22 protein-coding genes are annotated in these 23,145 nt (G+C 45.1%); all 22 read right to left on the minus strand.

Features of this window, described 5'->3' with window-relative positions; genetic code table 11:
* Nucleotides 1–71: 71 nt before the first annotated feature.
* The 22 genes from ACLTOH_RS10610 to ACLTOH_RS10715 all read right to left on the minus strand — a co-directional run bounded on the left by ACLTOH_RS10610 (nucleotide 72) and on the right by ACLTOH_RS10715 (nucleotide 22,831).
* Nucleotides 72–1,358, minus strand: a complete 1,287-nt coding sequence (locus ACLTOH_RS10610) for a homoserine dehydrogenase (protein WP_118505306.1) — start codon at nucleotides 1,356–1,358, stop codon at nucleotides 72–74.
* An 87-nt stretch (nucleotides 1,359–1,445) separates the two neighbouring features.
* Nucleotides 1,446–2,279, minus strand: a complete 834-nt coding sequence (locus ACLTOH_RS10615) for a hypothetical protein (protein ID WP_337418365.1) — start codon at nucleotides 2,277–2,279, stop codon at nucleotides 1,446–1,448.
* Nucleotides 2,251–3,351 (minus strand): type IV toxin-antitoxin system AbiEi family antitoxin, encoded by a 1,101-nt coding sequence (locus ACLTOH_RS10620; protein WP_412224100.1) that lies wholly within the window; start codon nucleotides 3,349–3,351, stop codon nucleotides 2,251–2,253. Before ACLTOH_RS10620 ends, ACLTOH_RS10615 begins: the two co-directional genes overlap by 29 nt.
* A gap of 129 nt (nucleotides 3,352–3,480) precedes the next feature.
* On the minus strand, nucleotides 3,481–4,950 hold the full coding sequence (pap, locus tag ACLTOH_RS10625) for a polyphosphate:AMP phosphotransferase (RefSeq protein ID WP_412224101.1): 1,470 nt from the start codon (nucleotides 4,948–4,950) through the stop codon (nucleotides 3,481–3,483).
* Nucleotides 4,951–5,055: 105 nt separating this feature from the next.
* Nucleotides 5,056–6,081 (minus strand): SdpI family protein, encoded by a 1,026-nt coding sequence (locus ACLTOH_RS10630; protein WP_412224102.1) that lies wholly within the window; start codon nucleotides 6,079–6,081, stop codon nucleotides 5,056–5,058.
* The gene (locus ACLTOH_RS10635; RefSeq protein ID WP_412224103.1) at nucleotides 6,056–6,349 is read right to left on the minus strand and encodes an autorepressor SdpR family transcription factor; all 294 of its coding nucleotides are present in this window, start codon (nucleotides 6,347–6,349) and stop codon (nucleotides 6,056–6,058) included. The genes ACLTOH_RS10630 and ACLTOH_RS10635 overlap by 26 nt, the downstream gene beginning before the upstream one ends.
* Nucleotides 6,350–6,536: 187 nt before the next feature.
* Nucleotides 6,537–7,901: an MATE family efflux transporter gene (locus ACLTOH_RS10640; RefSeq protein WP_412224105.1), complete on the minus strand. Its 1,365-nt coding sequence runs from the start codon at nucleotides 7,899–7,901 to the stop codon at nucleotides 6,537–6,539.
* A 239-nt stretch (nucleotides 7,902–8,140) separates the two neighbouring features.
* On the minus strand, nucleotides 8,141–9,046 hold the full coding sequence (locus ACLTOH_RS10645; protein WP_242993723.1) for a YitT family protein: 906 nt from the start codon (nucleotides 9,044–9,046) through the stop codon (nucleotides 8,141–8,143).
* Between the two features lie 90 nt (nucleotides 9,047–9,136).
* A complete protein-coding gene (gene ilvA, locus ACLTOH_RS10650; RefSeq protein ID WP_117569170.1) occupies nucleotides 9,137–10,348 on the minus strand; it encodes a threonine ammonia-lyase in 1,212 nt (403 codons plus the stop codon).
* A 60-nt stretch (nucleotides 10,349–10,408) separates the two neighbouring features.
* Entirely contained in the window at nucleotides 10,409–11,401 is a 993-nt protein-coding gene (gene ftsY, locus ACLTOH_RS10655) for a signal recognition particle-docking protein FtsY (RefSeq protein ID WP_337545584.1), read from the minus strand.
* Nucleotides 11,402–11,519: 118 nt separating this feature from the next.
* Nucleotides 11,520–15,080: a chromosome segregation protein SMC gene (smc, locus tag ACLTOH_RS10660; RefSeq protein WP_118539888.1), complete on the minus strand. Its 3,561-nt coding sequence runs from the start codon at nucleotides 15,078–15,080 to the stop codon at nucleotides 11,520–11,522.
* Nucleotides 15,061–15,774, minus strand: coding sequence for a ribonuclease III (rnc, locus tag ACLTOH_RS10665; RefSeq protein ID WP_022154377.1), 714 nt, complete (start codon nucleotides 15,772–15,774; stop codon nucleotides 15,061–15,063). Before rnc ends, smc begins: the two co-directional genes overlap by 20 nt.
* A 357-nt stretch (nucleotides 15,775–16,131) precedes the next feature.
* Nucleotides 16,132–16,362, minus strand: a complete 231-nt coding sequence (gene acpP / locus ACLTOH_RS10670; RefSeq protein ID WP_117466971.1) for an acyl carrier protein — start codon at nucleotides 16,360–16,362, stop codon at nucleotides 16,132–16,134.
* 32 nt (nucleotides 16,363–16,394) lie between these two features.
* Nucleotides 16,395–17,423: a phosphate acyltransferase PlsX gene (gene plsX / locus ACLTOH_RS10675; protein ID WP_337414879.1), complete on the minus strand. Its 1,029-nt coding sequence runs from the start codon at nucleotides 17,421–17,423 to the stop codon at nucleotides 16,395–16,397.
* A 208-nt stretch (nucleotides 17,424–17,631) separates the two neighbouring features.
* The gene (rpmF, locus tag ACLTOH_RS10680; protein WP_022154380.1) at nucleotides 17,632–17,811 is read right to left on the minus strand and encodes a 50S ribosomal protein L32; all 180 of its coding nucleotides are present in this window, start codon (nucleotides 17,809–17,811) and stop codon (nucleotides 17,632–17,634) included.
* A gap of 2 nt (nucleotides 17,812–17,813) precedes the next feature.
* The gene (locus ACLTOH_RS10685; protein WP_412224106.1) at nucleotides 17,814–18,338 is read right to left on the minus strand and encodes a YceD family protein; all 525 of its coding nucleotides are present in this window, start codon (nucleotides 18,336–18,338) and stop codon (nucleotides 17,814–17,816) included.
* A gap of 146 nt (nucleotides 18,339–18,484) precedes the next feature.
* The gene (locus ACLTOH_RS10690) at nucleotides 18,485–19,504 is read right to left on the minus strand and encodes a hypothetical protein (RefSeq protein ID WP_412224107.1); all 1,020 of its coding nucleotides are present in this window, start codon (nucleotides 19,502–19,504) and stop codon (nucleotides 18,485–18,487) included.
* Nucleotides 19,505–19,577: 73 nt separating this feature from the next.
* Nucleotides 19,578–19,862 carry a type II toxin-antitoxin system antitoxin SocA domain-containing protein gene (locus ACLTOH_RS10695; protein WP_412224108.1) on the minus strand — a complete coding sequence of 95 codons (285 nt, stop codon included), beginning with the start codon at nucleotides 19,860–19,862 and terminating at the stop codon, nucleotides 19,578–19,580.
* Nucleotides 19,852–20,517 (minus strand): hypothetical protein, encoded by a 666-nt coding sequence (locus ACLTOH_RS10700; RefSeq protein ID WP_412224109.1) that lies wholly within the window; start codon nucleotides 20,515–20,517, stop codon nucleotides 19,852–19,854. Before ACLTOH_RS10700 ends, ACLTOH_RS10695 begins: the two co-directional genes overlap by 11 nt.
* Nucleotides 20,514–21,158 carry an ATP-binding cassette domain-containing protein gene (locus ACLTOH_RS10705; protein ID WP_118539883.1) on the minus strand — a complete coding sequence of 215 codons (645 nt, stop codon included), beginning with the start codon at nucleotides 21,156–21,158 and terminating at the stop codon, nucleotides 20,514–20,516. Before ACLTOH_RS10705 ends, ACLTOH_RS10700 begins: the two co-directional genes overlap by 4 nt.
* A gap of 1 nt (nucleotide 21,159) precedes the next feature.
* Nucleotides 21,160–21,984 (minus strand): hypothetical protein, encoded by an 825-nt coding sequence (locus ACLTOH_RS10710; protein ID WP_118539882.1) that lies wholly within the window; start codon nucleotides 21,982–21,984, stop codon nucleotides 21,160–21,162.
* A 1-nt stretch (nucleotide 21,985) separates the two neighbouring features.
* A complete protein-coding gene (locus ACLTOH_RS10715; protein ID WP_412224110.1) occupies nucleotides 21,986–22,831 on the minus strand; it encodes a hypothetical protein in 846 nt (281 codons plus the stop codon).
* Nucleotides 22,832–23,145: the final 314 nt, after the last annotated feature.

Below are 23,145 nucleotides of genomic sequence, written 5' to 3' on the forward strand. Positions count from 1 at the left end.
ATCGAGGAAGGACATTCCGTCCGCCATGGGCGTTCGTGGATTTGTTTCACTAACTTTCAATTCTACAAACTTTAGTAGACCCGGATTATGCCTGAGATTTCTCTCACAACAGACATGCCTTCCATGATGCGGATGGCGTCGTTGAAATGTCTCTCGGTCACAAGATCGGTGATGACCACGATCTCGGCAATACCGTCGTGGCTGCGTTTCTGTACCATCTGGGCGATGCTGACATCGTTGTTACCAAGAACTCCGGCGATATTGGCCAATGCTCCGGCACGGTTCTCTACCTGCAGGCGCAGGAAGAAACGGCTCTTCGTCTCCTCCACATCCAGTACGAGAAGTTTCTTGTGGCTGTCACTGCCAATCTTGCCGCAACTTCCATGGATAATATTACGCATCACATCGATGACATCTCCCAATACCGCACTGGCAGTGGGCATCTGTCCGGCGCCCCGTCCCATGAACATGGCATCATCACAAGCCTGACCATGAACAAATACGGCATTGAAGGAATCTCTGACCGTGGCAAGAGGATGGCTGTCCGGGATCAATGTGGGATGTACTTTTACTTCAATTCCTTTACCTGTAAGCTTTGTAATACCCAACAGTTTAATCACATAGCCGAATTCTTTCGCATACCGGATATCCTCTGCTGTAATCTTCGTGATGCCTTCCGTATAAACCTGAGGGAACGTCACGCGGGAGCTGAAAGCGATGGATGCCATAATGGCGATCTTGCGTCCCGCATCATAGCCTTCCACGTCTGCTGTGGGATCTGCTTCCGCATAGCCCAGTCTCGTAGCCATATCCAGAGCTTCTTGATACCCCATACCTTCCTCGGACATTTTGGTCAAAATATAGTTTGTCGTACCGTTGACGATTCCCATGATCTCCGTCAATTGGCTTCCCGCCAGGCTCTGCCGCAAAGGGCGGATGATGGGAATGGCGCCTGCTACTGCCGCCTCGAATTGTAAGTCGCATTTATTCTCCGTGGCGATCTCAAACAACGGATCCCCATATTCCGCCAGCAGATCCTTGTTGGCGGTGACCACCTGTTTGCCGGCCTTCATTGCTTCTTCCACATAGGTTCTGGCCGGTTCGATGCCGCCCATGACTTCGATAACGATCTGAATCTCAGGATCTTCTAAAATCTCCTGCCAGCTATCTGTAAATAGTTCCTGTGGGATTCCCTCTCTTACCTTTCCCGGATTCCGCACCAGGATCTTTTTGATCTCCAGCTGTGCTCCTGTTTTCAGGCAGATATCTTCTTCCTGCATTCCTGCCAGCTTATACACACCGCTGCCCACGGTTCCTGCTCCCAATAATGCTGCATATATCTTACGGTTCTCGCCCATGATTTCTCCTCTCGTTCTGTAAATACTATCTGGGAAATACAACTATGTATCATTATAACAGACCTGTCTGCCAACACAAGATTTTGCTTACATTGTTTTCAATTTATTTGTTAAATAGTGTATCTTCTGGTAAACATCCTGTCGGATCTGTTCTTTTTCTTCTTCCTCTGTTATTCCCATGAATGTCACTACATCTGTTGGTCCGGCATGCTGTGGCGAAGCAAATTTTTCATCCAGCTTCTGACACATTTCTCTGATCAACTCTCTGTCTGTATAAGGCATAAATTCTTTAACAAGTGTTCTTACGCCTCCCTCATATTTGTCAACCATGTAATATATATCATACGCATCCTTCGGTTTTCCCCTCCCCAGTGCTGCTGTCTTCATGACCAGATAAGGTACCACAGAAATCACTTTCACATATCCACTGTCCTTTGCTCCATCCTCCCGCATATATTCTATTTTCACATCCGTTGGCGGAAAATCAAATGCAAAATTTCCTCCCGTAGCCGGTAAGGTTTTAATACCATCCACATGTTTGCTTACATTTCCGCCATCGCCGCCATATTTTCCGGACAGGAAATCCACGTCTACGTCATAGGAAACTCCATCTAAAACTATTGTTTTTATAAATGTAAAATATTTTTCTTCATGTCTTCTATACCCATTTTGTGTCAGTATCCGTTTAATCGTCCGATAGCTTTCTGCCTTTTTGATCTCCAGTTGATTCAGCAGAACATCTACATCAATAGAACCTATATGACCACCGTCCGGGTATAAAAGTGTCGGAACCCATCCTCCTATGATTCTGATATTATCTGAAAACTCATTCAAAAGATTTACGATCTCTCCGAGTACCATGTATGCGGCTGTCTTTTGTCCCTCTGAATAGTCAGTTGCCTTTTTCAGTTCTTCTTTCATCCTCTGTCCTCTCCGGGTATTCTCTGCGCAGGATTGCCTCCGCAGCCTCTTCCCCTCTTCCGGCATCCCCCAGCAGATCAATTACCGTTTGTGCCGGAGAAGTTACTAATGTATCATGAACAGGCTTTGCGTACATACAGGGGGTTTCGTCATGCGGTATCGTTATCACAACATTTCCTCCGGCATTGACCGGCTGCAATTCCAGATCTTTTACAAATTCCTGAACAAATTGAGGTTCTACATATATTTCGGCTTTTTGATAACGTACTGTCGGCGCATATCGTGCCGCAGCCGAAAAGCCACCTAATATAGCTCCATTATCATGTGTTTTACTCCATTCAGCGGCTGATTGTTCTATCTCCGGAACCGTATCCAAAGAATAAAACTGTAATTTTCTCGCTTCTTTTTGATGATAATCCTTTGCCCATGTATAAAACAGTTCCCTAATGTTCTGCAAACGGAATTCCGTAGTACTCTTATCTATCCAGTCTCTGGCAAGCAAAAAACTTTTCACATTAGATACTGTTCCCAATGCCGTATTGCTCTCCTGAGCCAGCGTTTTCACCTGCCATTTTCGCTCCGGTTCATTCAGCATGGTACGAATAATTGCTGATGCAGCACTTGACGATTTGGATAAGTAATTTTTCTTTTCCCTGTGGGTTATGAACTTGTTATCCTGTCCACTGACATAGAGCAGAAATCTTTTCGTTAAGATATAACAATTTCCGGACAGATCCATATAACTGCATTTTTCCTCTTTCATCGCTCTGGCTGACTGCTCCGAAATATATGGTGCCATAAAAATATAATGCGTTTTATCATCCTGCCGCATCACGATTTCCATAAAATGATTAACGAATCTCTTTTCTCCGTTAGACCTGACTTCAATCACAAATAAAAGAGGCTCATCGCTGTCCTCCAAATACACCTTTGCCTTGAAATCCCCCAACGGTGCATTCTTCTTTTCCAATAACACCTCGATATCCGAAACAAACGGAATTTCTTTCAGCCGGTTGCAAAATTGTTCTCTGGCCAGTTGCTCATATTGTATTTGTGATAAATTTTGTTTCATCAATTCACCCCTTTTCACCGTTTCGATGAAATAATTATATTTTATGAATCTTACATTGTCAACGGTTTCATCACATATAGAAACACCGCCTTTTTACAAGACGGTGTTTACGTTCTCTACTTTCTTTTCCTATCCCAGAGCCTTTTCCAGTTCGGCAATGACAATCTTCAATGCTTTGATCCTGGCATATTTTTTATCTACGGATTCCAGAATATGCCAGGGTGCATACTCCGTGCTGGTCTTTTGAAGCATTTCGTTCACAGCCTCTTCGTACTGATCCCATTTGTCGCGGTTACGCCAGTCTTCGTCCGTGATCTTCCACTGCTTCTCCGGGGTGTTCTGCCGTTCCGTAAAGCGTTCCAGCTGGGTGTCCTTGTCGATCTGCACCCAGAATTTGATGATCACTGCACCCCACTGGGACAATTCCTTCTCGAACTCATTGATCTCATTGTAAGCCCGCTGCCAGTCGTTGGTGCTGCAGAAGCCTTCCAGGCGCTCCACCATAACGCGCCCGTACCAGGTACGGTCAAAAATGGCGATGTGTCCGGTCTTGGGCAGTCTCGTCCAGAAGCGCCAGAGGTAATGTCTGGCTTTCTCGTGGGGTTCCGGGCTGGCGATAGGATGCACCTCATAGCCTCTGGGATCCAGTGCTCCGGCGATCCGCTTGATATTACCGCCCTTGCCTGCGGCATCCCAGCCTTCGTAGGCGATGACTACCGGGATCTTCTTGCGATACAGGCGGTAATGCAGGGCATTCAGCTTCTTTTGCAGATGGCGCAGTTCCCGCTTGTATTCTTCCTCGGAAATCTCCTTGTCCAGTTCCACCTCGGACAGCTTCGGCATCTTCACCAGAGGGAATACGTTCTGTAAAATAGGCACTGCCAGGCTTTCGTTCTGTAAAGCCACATGGATACCGCTGCACAGCGTCTCCAACACCTGTAACTCCGCCCACTTTTTGTCCCCGGAATCTATGATGTACCAGGGTGCTACGGAAGCATTGGTGTCGGTGAGATATTTATCGAAGACTTCCTCGCATTTGTCATAATGCTTGTTCTGCCACCAGTCGTTCTCACCCACACGCCATGCAGTGTCCTTGTTGCCTTCCAGTTCTTCCAGCCGCTTCTTCTGTTCCTTTTTTCCAATCTGGAAAAAGAGCTTCAACACCAGATAACCGTTGTCCGTCAACTGTCGTTCGAAACGCTTTATGCTCTCAATACGCTCCGCATACTGCTTATCCGACAGTTCGCCCCGAAGTCTTCCCTTCGTCACCTCATCCATCCAGCCGGAATCCAGAAATTCGAACTTCCCGGCTTCCGGAATTTTCACAAAATACCGATACAAAAAAGGCTTCCGCTTCTCTTCCTCTGTCGGTGCAGACATGGAAGCCACCTTGAAGAATCTGGGATCGATATTTTTAATAATTCCGCCGATAGTGCTGCCCTTACCGGCCGCACCCCAGCCTTCGATCAGCACCAGCACCGGGAGCTTATGCTCCTTGATCTGCATCTGGAGTCTACCAAGCTCCTCCTGCGCCGCATTCAGTCGTTTTTCCAGTTCCTCTTTTTCCGGCTTCACCGCCGGAATCCACTGTTTCAGCATACTGTAACCACCCTTTCCCGAAATCCTCGTTTACTAACTTACATAAGTTTAGTGTATACCATTTTTAAAAAATATAAAAGCAATTGGGAAATATATTTACAAATATTATTTTTCCATCCGTTCTCTGATATTATTGTAGATTTCCCAGGTCTGCACATCATCCGCACCGTTTAGAATAACGGTGCTCCCCTCTACTTCCATGACTACATAAGTATCACAGTCGTTATGAGTATAGCGGATGTAATCTGCGTGGATTTCATCGCGAAAATGTCCCATGGAGTATTTCAAGTTGCCAAAACCGTTCGTCCGGATTGTATTCGTATCCCGGAACATATTCTCTTCGTAAGCAATGCTTTCGATAGCGTCATATTTCACTGTGTAATCCTGCCAGCCCTCCGCCTGAACAGTAAATTCATTTTCTCCGTAACAGATCTCGATTTTTCCCGTATATAACGTCCATACCGTAAATAGCACACACGCGAGCATTATAAACACATAGACCGCAACCACTTTATGGTTGTAGTGTACTGCCAGCCCTTTTCCGGTGCACAACTTCTTTCTATAATAGAGATAAGAATACAGGATGCTGCCAAAAGCTGCTGCCGTGATAGCGACAATAAACAGAAATAATGCAGCCATGCTGTCACTGAACAGTCCACAGCTCATGCTCAACAGTCCTGCTGCCACCCATATTTTTCCACTGAAGCGGTGCGTGGCATTCCAGTTCTCCTCATCCTGCAATGCCCATACGACGCGGATGCCGATGGTGCGGTTCGGTTTCACCTTGGGCAGATAATTGCCCACAATAACAAATAGCAATCCCATTCCGACATACAAAATTGCCATGAGCAGATTCTCTTTCGTTACACCCATATCGATCCATCTGGCGATGCCGTTATAGAGCAATGTCATTCCCGGCACGATCCACGTAACCATTCTTATGACCTTGTCACTCTGCTGCCTGTTTCTGTTGTCGTAAAAAGTTACTGCCATTATTACCACATAAGTCACTGCAAAAATGCCGTTTATCCACAGACTGTTCTCAAAGGTATATCCCAATATAATGCCCACGCACATAACAAATGCCGAGCAGATCAGCCTGCCTTTATTTTTCTGTATCATTTCTTTCATTATCCGATGCTCCTTTCAAATCTGTGATCCATAACATGATTTCTTCCAGCACGGAAGCATTCAGTTCATAATAAATAAACTTTCCTTCCCGCTTGTCCCGGATCAGATCTGCCTCCTTTAGCACCGACAAATGCCTCGATATGGAAGCCCCCGTCACCAGAAAATGTTCGCAGATCTCTCCTGCCGACAATCGACCGTTTTTCAGAAGATTTAGTATTTCACGCCTTATAGGATCTGCCAGCGCTTTCAATGTATCCTGTATTCCCAAAAATGAATCACATCCTTTCATCCAATCGTTTAACATTTAACCTAATCGTTAAATATATTGTATCATGCGGATTATTTAATGTCAACAGCTTCACAGATCAAGGCAGATACTTATTCCTGCGTATGGATACATCTGTACATAAAAATCCCTCCGTCTTATGACGAAGGGATCTCATTCTTCTCTATACTTACGTACCATCTTCCGGCAGTCCCCTTAAGAACACCACTGCCACCGGCAATGACAAAACCGCAGATAAAATATCGGACACCGGCTGTGACCACTGGATGCCTCGAAGTCCGAAGAAGGCTGTCAGGATCAGGAGAGCCGGGATATAGATAGTGCCACTTCGGAAGGAGGCTAAGATCGTCGCCCTGCCGCCCTTTCCGATGGACTGAAACAGCATGTTGCCGCAGATACATACCGGAATAAACGGTAGCGTCAGACATTGGATCTGCAACGCATAAAATGCAATCTCATAGGCATCCATATCCGTAAGGAATTCCAGCAACAGCTCTCTGCGGAACACATACACCACCCCTGCAAACACTGCCATGGTCACCAGGCTGGCACACAATGTGAACCAGAACGCTTTCTTCACACGGGAATACTTCTTTGCCCCGTAATTGAAGGACGATACCGGCTGGAATCCCTGGCCGATGCCCAGTGCCACACTAAATACGAAATTGAAAATACGGGACACCACGCTCATAGCGGCGATGGCAATATCTCCGTAGACAGCTGCCTGTGCATTCAACACCATGGTGGACACGCTATTCAGTCCCTGCCGCATCATACTGGGGAAGCCTGCTGTAAGAATATTCTTATGCACGGCAAATTCCCAGGTAAAATATTTCGGTGCCAGGCTGCTCTGTGTCTTTCCACGCAGGAAAAAGAATAACAGGATTCCGAAGGATATGTACTGAGAGATCATAGTGGAAAGCGCCGCTCCCCGGATGCCAAGATTTAAGCCCCACATAAGGATGGCATCTCCCGCCATATTTAAGATACCGCCGGAGACCAGTCCCACCATCGCAAGATTGGCATAGCCTTCATACCGGAGCACATTGTTCATCACACAGCTGGATGCCATTGCCGGTGCCGACACCAGAATATAGAAAGCATAGATTCTCGCATAGGGAAGGATGGTCTCCGTACTTCCAAGCAATCTGCACAATCCGTTCAGATCCAAAATACCGATAATTGCGATCAACACTCCGGCTCCCACCGCCAGATAAAATCCAGTAGCGGAAAAAGCTTTCGCTCGCTCCTTTTTATGAGCTCCTAACAACCGGCTGATATTGCTTCCGGCGCCATGACCGAACATGAATCCGAACGCCTGAATAATTGCCATCAGACCGAACACCACGCCTACCGCTCCGGTGGCACTGGTGCCTAACTGGCTGACGAACCAGGTATCCACCATATTATACAGATTCGTGATCAGCATACTGATGGTAGTCGGCAGTCCCAGTTCCAGGACCAACCGTGCTACCGGTTCCCCGGTGAGCCGTTTATATTGTTTCTCCTCTTTTGACAATGTTGTATCACTCATATCACATAGCTCCTATATCATTACCACAGTTTCCATTCGGTTCTCTCTATGGTTTTACACTATTCTATGCCACAGTAATCCGCAGGCTGCTTCTGCCCGGTTTGAAATCATAATCCGTACCCATTCATCGTATCCCCAAAATAGCGTCTGTCCGTTCGGACACGACGCTATTATAGAAGATTCTTTTAAAAAATGTAAGCCCTTTCAAAATTTTTTCCTGAAATTTAATAATTGACCTTTTACAGTTTCTCACTAAAATAGCTCTTATAGCCCTCCCCGAAGATCTCCGTGGCACTGGTGACGATCATAAATGCCAGGGGATCCTCTTCCTTTACGATCTCTTCCGCCTTGGGAGAAATGTTTTTCTTCATGGCACACATGATGACGCTCTTCTCCTTGCCGCTGTAGGCACCGCTGCCCTGTACATAAGTTACACCAATGTCCAGCTCCTCCAAAAGTCTCCCTGCGATTTTTTCCGCATGGTCGCTGATAATATAGATCAGCTTCGCCTCATCACGACCGTACAATACCACATCCAGCACCACTGATGTGATAATGACCACGATACCGGCATACAATGCCTTGTCAATGTTCCGGAATACAAACGCCGATGCTATGACGATAACCACATCTGTCAGGAAAAACAATGCTCCTGTCTTGAGGTACGGGAACTTTAGTCGCAGCAGCTTGATAATAATATCTGTTCCTCCCGTAGTGGATCCGGCCTTGAACACCCAGCCCATGGATACTGCCATCAAGGCACTTCCGGTCAGAGAGGCAAGCAAAGGATCTGTGGTCACTGCTCCTACCGGTGTCAGCAGGTTCGTAAACAGAGAGGTCATTGCCGTACAATAGATTGTAGACAGAATAAACCGCAGTCCGAATTTCCAGATACCGATCAAAAGGATCGGTATATTGATGAGCAGCATCCAGGTACCGGTCTCAATGCCGAACAGACGATTTAAGATAATAGCGATACCGGTGATTCCACCGGGTGCCAGGGAGTTCGGATCCAAAAATAAGCTGACGGATACCGCATAGACAAAGGATGCCACCGTGATCATCACATAATCCCAGAGCATCTGTAAGGGTGTCTTTTTGTCCAGTCTCTGTATTTCCAGTTCTTTTTCTGTCTTCTTTGCCATAACTTTTTTCTCCATTCCATACAAAAGCCGCATATCTATAATATGCGGCTTTTATCGGTGATACATTCACTTCTTTTCAAATCTTAAAACTTAGATATTGGCTCTTACCACTTTGGGCTGATAGCCTTCTTTTTCCAGAGCGGCAATGATCTCATTCTTATGCTCGGTGCCGAATGCTTCCAGTGTGATACGCAGCTCCACAGCAGCACTGCGGTTGATGGATACAAACTGGTTGTGCTCCAGCTTGATGACATTACCGTTGACTCCGGCAATAATACCGGATACTCTGCACAGCTCACCGGGCTTGTCGGGAAGCAGTACGGATACGGTGAAGATACGGTCTCTTAAGATCAGACCCTGCTGTACTACGGAAGACATGGTGATGACATCCATGTTACCGCCACTCAGGATAGATACAATACGCTTATCCTTCACATTTAACTGCTTTAAGGCTGCTACCGTCAGCAAACCGGAATTCTCCACGATCATCTTGTGATTCTCTACCATATCCAGAAAAGCTACTACCAGATCCTCATCCTCTACGGTGATCACATCGTCCAGATTCTTCTGTAAGTACGGGAAGATCTTGCTGCCAGGAGTCTTTACCGCGGTACCGTCTGCGATGGTGTTGACCTTGGGCAATGTGGTAACCTTGCCGTTCTTTAAGGATACCTGCATGCAGTTAGCTCCTGCGGGCTCTACGCCGATGACCTTGATCTTCGGATTCAGCAGTTTTGCCAGTGTGGAAACACCGGTTGCCAGTCCGCCGCCACCGATAGGAACCAGAATATAATCTACCAGTGGAAGCTCTTTGAAGATCTCCATGGCAATGGTACCCTGACCGGTAGCTACGGTCAGATCATCAAAAGGATGGATGAAAGTATATCCGTGCTCTTCTGCCAGCTCATATGCCTTTGCGCAGGCCTCATCATAGACATCGCCATGCAGTACTACCTCTGCTCCATAGCCTCTGGTACGGTTTACCTTGATCAGAGGTGTCGTGGTGGGCATTACGATGGTTGCCTTGCTTCCATAGCATTTTGCCGCATAAGCCACGCCCTGGGCATGGTTGCCTGCAGAGGCGGTGATCAGTCCCTTGGCGCGCTCTTCATCGGTCAGAGTGCTCATTTTGTAATAAGCGCCTCTTAACTTGTAAGCTCCGGTAAACTGTAAGTTCTCGGGCTTTAAGTATACGCGGTTGCCGGTCTGGGCACTGAAATAATCACTGTATACCAGTTTGGTCTCTAAAGTAACTTTTTTAACGATCTCACTTGCTTCTTCAAATTTCTCTAAAGTCAACATTTCTTCCTGCATTTTTCTTCCCATGCCTTTCTGTCACACTTTCTTTGGTCTGCCTGTTTATTATTCTTCCGCGTCTGTCTCTCCAGCTTCTTCCTCCGGCAGATGCAGTTCTCCGATGTCATCCATATTCACATCAAACAACGCATTTACAAATTCATCGGAATTGAATTTCTGGAGATCCTCGATGGTCTCTCCCACACCGATATATTTTACCGGAACCTTCAGTTCGGACTGGATGGCCACAGCGATACCGCCCTTGGCCGTTCCGTCCATCTTGGTCAGGATGATACCCGTAAGATCCGCCACCTCACCGAATTCTCTTGCCTGCACCAGAGCATTCTGTCCCGTGGTGCCGTCCAGCACGATCAGATTCTCTCTGTGGGCATTGGGGAATTCCTTGTCGATGATACGGTTCATCTTACGAAGTTCTTCCATCAGGTTCTTTTTATTGTGCAGTCTGCCGGCGGTATCTACAAGAAGCACATCCACGCCTCGTGCCTTCGCCGCATTCACGGCATCAAACACCACGCTGGCGGGATCCGCACCTTCTTTTCCGCCGATCATGGGAACATCCGCCCGGGATGCCCACTCTGCCAGCTGGTCTCCTGCTGCGGCACGGAAAGTATCCGCTGCGGCAATAAGGACTTTCCTGCCCTCATCCTTTAATTTACCGGCCAGCTTGCCGACGGAAGTGGTCTTCCCCACACCGTTGACACCGATGACCATGATCACGGACTGTTCCTTCTCAAAATTATAGGCAGTCTCATCCACCTGCATCTGCTCCTTGATACTTTCAATCAGAAGCTGTTTGCATTCGGAAGGTTCCTTGATATGTTTTTCCTTCACCTGCTGTTTCAGTCTCTCCACGATAGCGGTGGTGGCATTCACACCGATATCTCCCATAATGAGGATTTCTTCCAGTTCTTCATAGAAATCATCATCAATAGCGGAGAAGCCGCTGAAGACCGAATCAATTCCCCGGACAATGTTGTCACGGGTCTTGGTCAGTCCTTCTTTTAACCGGGCAAAAAAGCCTTTCTTTTCCTCACTCATCCGATTTCCTCCAATCAGCATTCTATCCAGAAAAACGCTTGCGTTTTTCTTGTATGAAACTTAGAACTTCTTCACGAAAGAGCCTTTGCTCTGAGTGATTAGAAGTTCTTTTCATACTCTAATCATCCAGATCTTTATCAATGAGGTTAACACTGACTAAAGTAGATACACCCTTCTCCTGCATGGTGATACCATACAGTCTGTCCACCTGTTCCATCGTACCGCGTCTGTGGGTAATGACAATGAACTGAGTGTTCTTGGTCAGCTTATGTAAATACTTAGCGAAACGGCCTACGTTGGAGTCATCCAACGCTGCCTCGATCTCGTCCAACAGACAGAACGGAGAGGGCTTTAAGTTCTGGATGGCAAACAACAGGGAAATAGCGGACAATGCCTTTTCTCCACCGGAGAGCTGCATCATGTTCTGAAGCTTCTTTCCGGGGGGCTGTGCGATGATGCGGATGCCTGCTTCCAGAATATCCTCATCCTCCATCAGTTCCAGGGTTCCCTTACCACCACCAAAGAGTTCTTTGAATACTTTATCGAACTCTCTGCTGATCTCCGCAAATTTCTCTGTGAACTGTTTGCGCATGGCGGTATCCAGTTCCTCGATAATGCCTTCCAGGGTCTTCTCCGCCTCTACCAGATCATCATGCTGGGTCTTCATGAAGGTATAACGCTCCATCAGATTCCTGTAATCCTCAATGGCGTTGACATTGACATTACCTAACTTCCGGATCTCATCTTTCAGACCGCTGATCTCACGCTTCATGGCGGGCAGATCATTCATCTCTTCATTGCGAAGGCCTGCCGCATCACTCAGGGTAATCTCATACTCATCCCACATGTAATTGATCTGGCCTTCGATATTGTCTTCCAGCTTTTTCTTCTGTTCACTCAGACGATAGACTTCTTTGTCCAGAGCATTCATGCGCTCTGACATTTCTTCTCTGCTCTGGAAGAAGCCTTTCTGCTTTGCAGACAGTTCTTCTTTCTTTGCAATATCCTCGTCCAGCTTTTTCTTGGAAGCATCCTGATTCTCATGGGAAGCCGCGATGGTCTTCTCAATCTCCAGAATGTTGTTTTTCTTGCGTTCCACTTCCTGTGCGTTTTCAGTCAGTGCCTGTAAGATCTCATTCAGTTCTGCCTGTGCACGCTCCAGTTCGCCGCCTATACGGTCTACATTGGCCTGTTTGTAATCCAGAGCCTGACGCATCTTCTCGACTTTTACTTCCCATTCTCCGGCATGGGCGGAAGCTTCACTCTCTTCCAGTCTGCAGCCTTCCAGTTCCTTCTGGAAGACAAGAATCTGTTCCTGAGTGGTTTTCTCCAGTTCTTCACTTGCAGCCAGTTCCTGTACGATTGTTTCCTTGCTGGAACGGATCTCGAAGATCTTGGTCTCGATCTCCTGTTCCTCCAGCTTCAGGGACTGTGCACTCTCTGCCTCTTCTTCCATACGTTCTCTGGCCTGGGAAATATTTAATCTTGCGGTATTCTGCTCAATGGACTTGCGCTGCATCTCGGTCTTCAATGCTTCCAGATCCATACGCAGCTTATTTCGTTTGCTCTTGGCGCCTTCAATCTTCTGGTTATAGGTCTTGATGTCATCGGAGAGTTTTTTCACCTTTTTCTCCAGTTCATCCATCTCACGACGTCTTCCCAGAAGATTACTGTTATTCTTAAATGCACCACCGCTGATGGCACCGCCGGGAACTAAGAGTTCGCCTTCCAATGTGACCATACGGATGCCGTAATCGAATTTTCTTGCGATCTTCACGGCATTGTCCACGTTGTCTACGACCACGATACGTCCCAGCATGGCCTTGGCCACATTGCGGTATTCTTTTTCCGTATTTACCAGTTCATCCGCCATACCGATGACACCTTTTTCCTTCAGGGCCTCGGGATTTTTGAATTCCTGAGGTTTGGTAATACTGGTCAGGGGAAGGAATGTGGCTCTTCCGAGGCGGTTCTGCTTTAAGAATCCGATCATATGCTTGGCGGTCTCTTCGTTATCCGTTACGATATTCTGAATATTACCACCCAGAGCGGTCTCGATAGCGGTCTCATATTTGGCTTCTACCTGAATAATATCCGCTACAACACCGATGATACCTTTTTCTTTTTCCTTCTGCTCCATGACCTTCTTGACGCTGCCACCGTAGCCGTCATACCGCTCGGTGATATTGGTCAGGGCTTCCAGTTTGGACTGCTCCTGATGGAAACGGTTCTGTGTCTCCCGCAGCTTCGCATCTAAGCCTGTGAGATTCTCACGGATATTGCCCAGCTCCAGTTCGGATGCTGCTTCCTGTTCTGTCATCTGCCGCAGTTCTTCGGTCACAGTCTCGAAGGTCTCTTCCAGCTTCTTGATTGTCTCTTCTCTGGCAGCCTCATCGGATTTGGCACGAAGCAGTCTGGAATTCAACTCTGCCTTGCGGATATTGATCTGCTCCATCATAGTATCGAAACGTCCCATCTTGGACTTGATGGTAGCCCGCTGGTTCAGCTCGCCGATGATGGTATTTTTCCCGGCCTCAATATTATTATTGAGTTCGGTGATCTTGTTCTGGATAGCTTCCAGGTCGGCCTTTGCCATGGCTGCCGCCTCTGCGATCTCCTGTACCTGAGTATCCGTATCCTTTTTATCGGTTAAAATATCCTGTTTTTCTTTTTCTTTGCCGGCGATTTCTTCTTCCAGGGCTGCCTTACGATTGTTCAGATGGTTCTCACTGCCGTGAGCGGAATTGATCTGCTCTTTTAAGACATTGATCTCACCTTCCAGTTTGCCCCGCATCAGGCCGGTATCCGTCAGTTGCTCTCTGGCGACTTCAATGGCTGCATCCAGGCTTTCGATCTCCTGCTGGATCCGCTCGTATTCTTCCTTGATACCTTCGTACTTTTCACTGGTCTCGTTCAGTTCATTGCTGGCCAGATTATATTTTTCTTCCATGGAAGACAGCTGTTCTCTGAGTTTCTTATTTTCCAATAAGAAGACATTGATATCCAGAGTCTTTAATTCTTCCTTTTTCCTCAGATAGACCCTAGCCACCTCGGATTGCTTCTCCAGAGGGCCTACCTGCTTTTCCAGTTCGGACAGAATATCATTCACACGCACCAGATTCTGTTTTTCGTTCTCCAGCTTTGTCTGGGCTGCTGCTTTTCTGCGCTTGAATTTCACGATTCCAGCAGCCTCGTCGAACAGTTCACGCCGTTCCTCGGGTTTACCGCTTAAGATCTTGTCGATCTGGCCCTGTCCGATAATGGAATAGCCCTCCTTACCGATACCGGTATCATAGAACAGCTCATTGACATCCTTTAATCTGCAGGGAGTACCATTGATCAGATATTCACTTTCTCCGGAACGGTAGATCCGTCTCGCCACTGTAACTTCGTCATAGTCGATCGCCAGCTGGTGATCGCTGTTGTCCAGAGTAATGGCAACATAGGCGTAGCTCAACGGTTTTCTGGTCTCTGTTCCCGAGAAAATAACATCCTGCATGCTGGCACCACGCAGCTGCTTGATGCGTTGTTCTCCCAGCACCCATCTTACCGCGTCCGCAACGTTACTCTTACCGCTGCCGTTAGGTCCTACGATACCGGTGATTCCGTTGTGGAACTGAAATACGATCTTATTGGCAAATGATTTGAACCCGTGGATCTCAATACTTTTTAAATACATATCCTCTATCCCTCAATAGCAGAAGCGCCTCATAAGCTGCCTGCTGTTCTGCCGCTTTTTTTGTTCTTCCCTGCCCACGGCCAAGGCATTCTCCCTCCATGTCGATCTCTACCACGAAAGTCTTGTCGTGTTCCGGTCCGCTCTCCTCTAACAGCCGGTACTCGAACTCTTTTTTGAGTTTCCCCTGAATCAGTTCCTGGAGATTACTCTTGCTGTCGTAGAAGAGACGCTTGTCCTCTAAATCCGACAGAATGAAGCGGTCAATAAAAGCCTTGGCAGGCTGCATGCCACCGTCCAGATAAATGGCACCAATCATGGCTTCCATACCGTCAGAGGTGATGCTGTCTCTGCGTCTGCCGCCGGTATTCTCTTCGCCCTTTCCCAAAAGCATAAACTGTCCCAGTTCCAGGTCTCTGGCACAGAATGCCAGGGAAGGCTCGCACACCATGGAGGCACGCATCTTGGTCAGCTCGCCCTCGGGAACATCCGGGTGTTCCCGAAACAGGAAGTCGCTGGATACCAGCTCCAGTACGGCATCTCCCAGGAATTCGATGCGCTCATAGTTCTCTGTCTTGTTGATCTTTTGTTCATTGGTATAGGAGCTGTGGGTCAGAGCCTGCTTCAGCAATGCTTTGTTGTGAAAGCAATAGCCGATGCGCTGCTCCAGCACGTCCATTGTATAACCATCCAACATTTTCTTGTCCTCACTATATTCCGTAGTCCCGGCTATGGTAAGAAACGCGGCACGCTCGTACTTTAGTACGATGCACTCATGTCGCAGAGCGTAACGGTACATAGGCGTGGAAAATACCCACGCAATGCGTCCCTTGGGACGCTATGGTACCGACGTCTGCTTACGGCGCGCTTATTCTTAACCATAGCCGTGCCTACTGGACTACATAATTACCCTCACCATGCCTATTCATAAATGGCTGTCAAGTGTGTCCCGTTTTACGGAACACATCGTATAAAAACAGAGGGGAATGACCTCTTGTGCGAGCAAGCTCTCACCGGAGTCATTCCCTCTATTTTTGCATGGCTCGTAGCTTTACTAGTTCACTGCGTTCTTGATCATCTCTACTGCTTCTTCTACAGTAGTAACCTGCTCTGCAGACTCTGCAGGGATCTCGATATCGAACTCTTCCTCGATACCCATGATGATCTGGTATACATCCAGGGAATCAGCACCCAGGTCATCCTGGAAGGTGGTCTCCATGGTGATCTCATCGGGATCTACATTTAATACCTCAGCAATAATTTTCTTTAACTTTTCGAATTCCATAACAGTTCCTTCTTTCCAAATATTTTGTAATTTTAATTATTTTCTGCAGCCTTATCTTCCAGACCGATCTGCTCTTTGATCTTTTCGTTGATCTTCTCTTCCTTAAATGCGATGCATTGCAGGATGGAGTTCTTCACTTCCACAGCCTTGCTGCTTCCGTGGGTCTTCACTACCAGACCGTTTAAGCCAAGCAGCGGAGCTCCTCCGTACTGGGAGGTATCGAAGCTCTTCAAGGTCTTCTTCAGCGCGGGCTTTACTAACAGTGCGCCGATCTTACTGCGCAGTGTGGACATCATTCCCTGCTTTACCTGATGCAGCAGTGCGGAGCTGACGCCCTCGTACATTTTCAGTACCACATTGCCGACAAACGCTTCACAGACGATGACATCTGCCACACCTGCCGGAATATCTCTGGCTTCTACGCTTCCAATAAAGTTGATCTCGGGACAATTCTTCAACAGAGGGAAAGTCTCCTTGACCAGCGCATTACCCTTCTCTTCCTCAGCACCGATATTCACAATACCGACTTTGGGATTCTTAACGCCCATAACGCTTTCCATATAGACACTGCCCATCTTGGCAAACTGTACTAACATGGAAGGTCTTGCGTCCACATTGGCACCACAGTCCAGCAAAAGGCTGACACCGTTCTCCGTAGGGATCAGGGGAGCCAAAGGAGGTCTCTCCACGCCACGGATACGGCCTACGATCACCTGTCCGCCTACCAGTACTGCACCGGTACTTCCTGCGGATACGAAAGCATCGCATTCACCGTTCTTCACCATATACATGGCTTTGACAATGGAAGAATCCTTCTTACGGCGGATCGCCATAACCGGAGGTTCTGCAGTCTCGATGACTTCTTCGGCATGTACGACTTCCAGCTGTTCTGCATCGTAGGTATATGCCTTTAATTCTTCCCGGATCACCGGCTCCTTACCTACCAGAAATACTTTGACACGTTTGTCCGCATTGACAGCCTCTACAGCGCCCTTTACGATCTCGGTGGGAGCATTATCTCCTCCCATCGCATCTACAGCAACATTTACACATTCTGCCATTTCGTCGTTCCTTTACCTGTTTGTGTTTATCCGCTTATCATCAAACCGCTCCGTGGATCGCACCAAACAGTTTGATGATGGCAGATTCATTCTTACTATACTAAAGGCGTATATAAAAAGCAAGTGATTTTTTTGTGAAAGCAAAAGGAGACTCCTTTCGGAATCTCCTCTTTTCTTTTCACTTAATTTCGCTTCATTGATTTATAAATTAATCAACGCTTACGACCTGCTTCTTATTGTAAGAACCGCAAGCCTTGCAAACTCTGTGAGGCATCATCAGTGCACCACATTTGCTGCACTTTACCAATGTAGGAGCGCTCATTTTCCAGTTTGCTCTTCTCTTATCTCTTCTACCTTTGGAAGATTTATTCTTAGGACAAATAGACATCGTTACACCTCCTTATTCGCGTTGAAGATATCTTGGATTGCTGCCATACGAGGATCCGGTACGAAAGTATCGCAACCACATTCCTTCCGATTCCTGTTCTGACCACATACAGGGCAGATACCCTTGCAGTCTTCCTTACACAGGATCTTTGCCGGCCAATTCACCAGAATTTCATCGTACACAAAAGCCTCTACATCCAACTGCCATCCATCCATAAAGCTCTGCTCGGTATCTTCTTCCTCACTTACTTCCGCTTCCGGAGAATAAACGATTCTGTCAAACTTAAGCTTCATTGCTGTAGGTACTTCAGTAAGGCACCTGTCACATTTCGTATCAAAGGTAAGCTCTGCAGTACCGGTTACTTTTGCCTTGTTCACACCGATGTTGGTAAAAGTAAGGGTAACGGGTGTCTTCTCCGTAATGGGGAATTCTCCCTGGCGGCTCTTAAAGCTTGTCATCTCAAGCGGAATGGCAACAGTTTCTACCTTGCCTTCGGATGTTAATACATCAGATAAACTTACTAACATAGCGACTCCTATGCAATATGTTGCGTAGAAAACACAAGTCTCCTACGATGTGTTGATTCACACACTGATTTATTATACATAGGCAATACTGTTTTGTCAACAAAATTTTGTAGGATTTTCATACAATTTTTGTATCCTATGTCCGCCTACTTTTCCACTCCATAACTGCTGATCGTCCATCCCATCTCATCATATCCAAATGTCATAAACAGATAAGATAACGAGTCCTCCTGTACCGGCCGGAACTCTACTTCCACCGTACAGTTACCCTTGCTGTCCGTATCCACCCCGGAAAGTCCCTTGATGCCCATGATCTCAACTTCGCCTGTGTATTCCTCCTGAAAATATGTATTTGTGAAATCCTTTGCGATCCGGTACACAGCCATTCTGTCTGCTGTTCTCTCCACTTCATCCAGTATTTTCAGTTCATCATCACCGCTCATAAGACCGTATCTCAGATTTAAGAAATAATATATTTCTATGTCATCAGGCCGTTTTCCCTCTTCCGACCATTTCACATACTGCTCCGCCTGTTCATCGGAAACATCTTCCTGATTGGTAAATACGATCATGATGAGTGCCATGTCCGGTTCTATATCTTTCTTTTCGATAATATTCAGGGAACGAAAATACATTTCCGTATAGTCTTCCTCTGCAGTCCCGGCATCCACATCACCCCTAAGCATATAATATGTACTTCCGTCAAATTCAATATAAGAAAGGATCCATTTTTCATTATAGAGGTAATTTGCCATCAACAATTGTGCCGGATTCCCCTGTGTGGACTGCTCATAGAATTCATCCAGCAGTTCTACCCCACTACACTCCTCGAATTGAGTACTTAACACATATACCGGATAAGCCCTCAGCTCTTCTATACTTAATGGAAGTTCAGACAGTTCCTGCAAAATCGTCTGTGGTTCTCTATTCCCCTTCAAATTTTCCAGGATAGTATCTGTCTGCACAAACTCTTCCGCTTCCTGCGTTGTCTCCTGCGTCTGTTCGGCTGTTTGTTCAATGGTAGTGGTACTTACCGTTTCATTTTCCTGCACATTGCTTTTCCTCTCAGCTTCCTGCGTTTCTCCGCCGCAGGCTGTAAGAAATATACATACTAAAATCACTCCGGTCAGACTTTTCATCTGCCAATATTTTTTGCTTGTCTTCATATTGCCATCCCCCAACCTGTAATTATCATACTGCTGCATCAAATTTCTATGAACAAATGCACATGGGAATCCATTAAAATTTTCTTATTTCTTTTGCCAGACTAAACGGGATGATTTCTCCCGGTCTTGTCTCAGTATATGCCTTTTCCTTATGCATATACTCTACAATATCTTTTGCTCTGTAAGCACTAAACTTCATAATCACCTTGTCAAGAATGCTCTTTTCTCTGTCAGTCAATACGGAATAGTCCATATTGACAGTCGGATAGATATGAAGCATGGTATCACAGCTATAGTTCATTTCTTCCTGAATATTCAGTTTCTCCAGATTCATCAAACTATAGTTTTCACTTTTCATTATATTTTTCTATCATTTCTTTTTTTAGGTCAACTAACGCATCCATTCCTTTCTGGGTTGTAGCAAAAAATTCATTTTCACAAACTTGATTATATTTTACATATGTGGATTCACCACCTGTTTCACAAATATTATTTTCATGCTCTTGATATGAAAATATTGGTGTGAATGCATTTTCCACATACACCTGATATACAGGAATCTTCTCTCCAAGACCATCTACCTGATTTTCGATAAAAACTAAATATTCCCCTCCCACTTCCATTATATTAACAAATCCTCTTTCGATGGAATATGGCTCTGAATATAAACTAAGTGACCAACGGCTGCAAGTAAGATATATATCTTGTCCCACCGCAGGCTCTGTTCCCTTATAAACATCTTCCACTTTGACCAGTTGCCTGCTTGTTCCTCCTATATGCTCCACATCTCCCAGTACAGATACCCGTATAATAACTGGGACCTGCGGTAAATTTACCGATAAATTCTCTGTCTCTTCAAGACATATATTTTCTGGAAGCTGTGCTACGTAAAGCTCATCTAAATATGACTTATCTTCTGCTATATTAGTATACGTTCTTTTTTCAAATATACCAAATACAGTTATCACTATAACAATTAATAAGATAAAGCATGAACCCCATTTGCATTTCACAGTTCTGTCCCCTTTCTTTCAATGCGGCCATCTGCAATTTTATATACCTGGTCTGCCAATATCTTCATATCCTCCTGATTATGACTGGCTAAAAGAATTAAGGCTCCTCTTTCTTTTTCCTGTTCAATTAATTGTCTTATTTCCTTTATTCCTGCTTCATCCAGTCCGTTTGTAGGCTCATCCAGCATGATAACATCTGGCTTCTCCATGATGGCCTGTGCAATCACCAGTCTCTGCTTCATTCCCATTGAGTATTTACCAAATACCCTTTTGTCAGCCGGGTCAAGTCCAACCCGTTGTATTGCTTCTTCTACTTCCCGCTTACCAATCACTCCCTTTAACTGCGCAAGATATAATAAATTTTCCACTCCTGTCTTATTGGGATACAAGCCGGCATGCTCCAAAACAATCCCCTGACTTGGTAAAACAGCAAAGTCTTTGTGCAGTTCTTTATCATTCCAATAAATATTACCTGAATCAATCTTCATCAGACCCGATAATGCCCGAAACAACATGGTTTTTCCAGATCCATTTCTACCCCAAAATCCATATATATTTCCTGTTTCCATTTCCAGACTGATGTCATTGAGTATTGTCTTACCCTTTATTTTTTTATGAATATTGTTTGCAATTAATTTCATATCAAATTGTCTCCATTTCCATGTCCTCTGCCAGTAAATCCTTCTTCTGTATCAATTGTCCTCCCATCAATACAGTAACTATACAGAATAGAGCCGGAATCAATATCGAAGTAACTAAATTCAAAGAATATCGGCTGTTGGCTAACTCAACTTCTAACAATGTGCTGCGATGCCATCCTAAAACGGTATGTGCTACTGGATTCAACCACAAAAAAACATATATGATGTCTTGTTTGATTTGCATTTTCGTCAATATATTTATGATACTGAGTGCTGCGGTACAAGTCATTTGCACAACCATAACCAATGTGAATGCAGCACTGCTTCCAATATTGATCGCAAGTAAATTAACTAACAGCACCAGGGTAAAATTCCATAACATAAAAATCAGAGCATGGCATCCCAATAAAATAAATCCACCTACGCTAAAAATCACCTGATATCGCAATACAGAAGCAATAGCGGTTGTGCTTAGAAATACCAGTTCAAATATGCATATGAAATTAATTAACTGTAACATTTCCTTTCCATACCATTTCATTCGATTCGGGCACCGACTAAACACATAGATACTGGCTGTGCAGAAATGACCATACAGCTTATTCCCAAAAACCAATATCATAATATAGTTTGGCATCATACGAAGCATAAATCCAATTAACTCCACTAAATTGCAACTCATGCTGAGTTCACCTCTGGATCCACTTAATTGTAATACCAGTTCTGATAGCGTTATTACTCCGTCAAACGGTCTGATAAAACCAAGCGATATGCAAATTCCGGAAAGTATTCCAATTAAAATTACTACTCTTTTTTCATGATGCATATTACCATTTATCCTTATTCCTTCCATAAAGGTAAAAACCGAATATTGTTATTATTATAATTCCTACCCCCATCAGTGGAACGATAATATTTTTAGGGGTATCATCAAAAAGAAGCAAATACTTATACCAGCTTAATGAACTCTTATTTCTATCCAGAATATTAAGATATGTAGTCGCATTCAATAGAACAAAAGTCGGTAAGATCAGCAACGTGCGATATTTAACCGTCAAAGCAAATGAGATTGCTACGGGAAGCGTACCAAGGATTCCTGATACGACACCAAAAAATAGTGTTGTAAGAATTGCATACAAACCAGGAGATGCTATATAGATTGCGCTGCCTATGTAATTATGAACCATTGTGGCATAATCTGTATTGTAAATGCTTAAATTTGATAAATCTCTTATTGCATTCATGGGAAAAGATAGCATATTCATTAGTATTTCTAGCATAAATGGAACCGTAAAAACTATTGTTGTTGTTGTAAAAAAAGATGCCCACAATTTACTTTGTAAATAACGATTTTTCCCTAAACGATAAATCATGTATACTTCTTCTTTTGTCTGCTGTTCTTTAGTATAAGAAAAACCAGCAGGTACAGCAACCAGGATAGGGTAAATCATCACAATTAATAATTGAATGTTTGCACTAAAATATACTTTATTCAGGCTGAGCGCTAATAACTTCATTGGCTGATACATTTGTGAAATATCAGTACCTCTAAATGTGAGAACATTCGTTATATAATTCCCCAGCACTACCGCTAGAAGTAATATAAATGTCAGACTTGCTTCTTTTTGTTTTAATAAAAAAATGGTTTGCTTCTTAATCACTTTTATTAACATACAATTTCCCTCATATAACTTGGGATTAGATGCTTTATTATGCACTTAATCCCAAATTTTTACAACTTATCTTCCATCGTAAGAAACAGTTGCATATGCGGCTGCACTTGAGTTACCTCTAAATTCAAAACCCACAAATATGTTTGATGCCTTAACATATAACAGATTTTCTTTAGAAATACAATTGAGCATTTGGAAACTTCCCATTAATCGTATTAATTTCCTTTTGCTCAAGTAGTTACAGCAATAACCGTTTCCATTTTCTCCATGTCTTTCGTTGTCACCAATCTTATCTGGATGCGCTGTACCTGACA

It is taken from the genome of Waltera sp. (assembly GCF_046969025.1).
Lineage (GTDB): Bacteria > Bacillota > Clostridia > Lachnospirales > Lachnospiraceae > Acetatifactor > Acetatifactor acetigignens.

Bases quoted from the DNA above. Each gene is read 5' to 3' on its own strand.
- ACLTOH_RS10610 (WP_118505306.1), bottom strand. From the start codon at position 1,358: ATGGGCGAGAACCGTAAGATATATGCAGCATTATTGGGAGCAGGAACC.
- ACLTOH_RS10615 (WP_337418365.1), bottom strand. From the start codon at position 2,279: ATGAAAGAAGAACTGAAAAAGGCAACTGACTATTCAGAGGGACAAAAG.
- ACLTOH_RS10620 (WP_412224100.1), bottom strand. From the start codon at position 3,351: ATGAAACAAAATTTATCACAAATACAATATGAGCAACTGGCCAGAGAA.
- pap (WP_412224101.1), bottom strand. From the start codon at position 4,950: ATGCTGAAACAGTGGATTCCGGCGGTGAAGCCGGAAAAAGAGGAACTG.
- ACLTOH_RS10630 (WP_412224102.1), bottom strand. From the start codon at position 6,081: ATGAAAGAAATGATACAGAAAAATAAAGGCAGGCTGATCTGCTCGGCA.
- ACLTOH_RS10640 (WP_412224105.1), bottom strand. From the start codon at position 7,901: ATGAGTGATACAACATTGTCAAAAGAGGAGAAACAATATAAACGGCTC.
- ACLTOH_RS10645 (WP_242993723.1), bottom strand. From the start codon at position 9,046: ATGGCAAAGAAGACAGAAAAAGAACTGGAAATACAGAGACTGGACAAA.
- ilvA (WP_117569170.1), bottom strand. From the start codon at position 10,348: ATGTTGACTTTAGAGAAATTTGAAGAAGCAAGTGAGATCGTTAAAAAA.
- ftsY (WP_337545584.1), bottom strand. From the start codon at position 11,401: ATGAGTGAGGAAAAGAAAGGCTTTTTTGCCCGGTTAAAAGAAGGACTG.
- smc (WP_118539888.1), bottom strand. From the start codon at position 15,080: ATGTATTTAAAAAGTATTGAGATCCACGGGTTCAAATCATTTGCCAAT.
- rnc (WP_022154377.1), bottom strand. From the start codon at position 15,774: ATGTTGGATGGTTATACAATGGACGTGCTGGAGCAGCGCATCGGCTAT.
- acpP (WP_117466971.1), bottom strand. From the start codon at position 16,362: ATGGAATTCGAAAAGTTAAAGAAAATTATTGCTGAGGTATTAAATGTA.
- plsX (WP_337414879.1), bottom strand. From the start codon at position 17,423: ATGGCAGAATGTGTAAATGTTGCTGTAGATGCGATGGGAGGAGATAAT.
- rpmF (WP_022154380.1), bottom strand. From the start codon at position 17,811: ATGTCTATTTGTCCTAAGAATAAATCTTCCAAAGGTAGAAGAGATAAG.
- ACLTOH_RS10685 (WP_412224106.1), bottom strand. From the start codon at position 18,338: ATGTTAGTAAGTTTATCTGATGTATTAACATCCGAAGGCAAGGTAGAA.
- ACLTOH_RS10690 (WP_412224107.1), bottom strand. From the start codon at position 19,504: ATGAAGACAAGCAAAAAATATTGGCAGATGAAAAGTCTGACCGGAGTG.
- ACLTOH_RS10695 (WP_412224108.1), bottom strand. From the start codon at position 19,862: ATGAAAAGTGAAAACTATAGTTTGATGAATCTGGAGAAACTGAATATT.
- ACLTOH_RS10705 (WP_118539883.1), bottom strand. From the start codon at position 21,158: ATGAAATTAATTGCAAACAATATTCATAAAAAAATAAAGGGTAAGACA.
- ACLTOH_RS10710 (WP_118539882.1), bottom strand. From the start codon at position 21,984: ATGCATCATGAAAAAAGAGTAGTAATTTTAATTGGAATACTTTCCGGA.
- ACLTOH_RS10715 (WP_412224110.1), bottom strand. From the start codon at position 22,831: ATGTTAATAAAAGTGATTAAGAAGCAAACCATTTTTTTATTAAAACAA.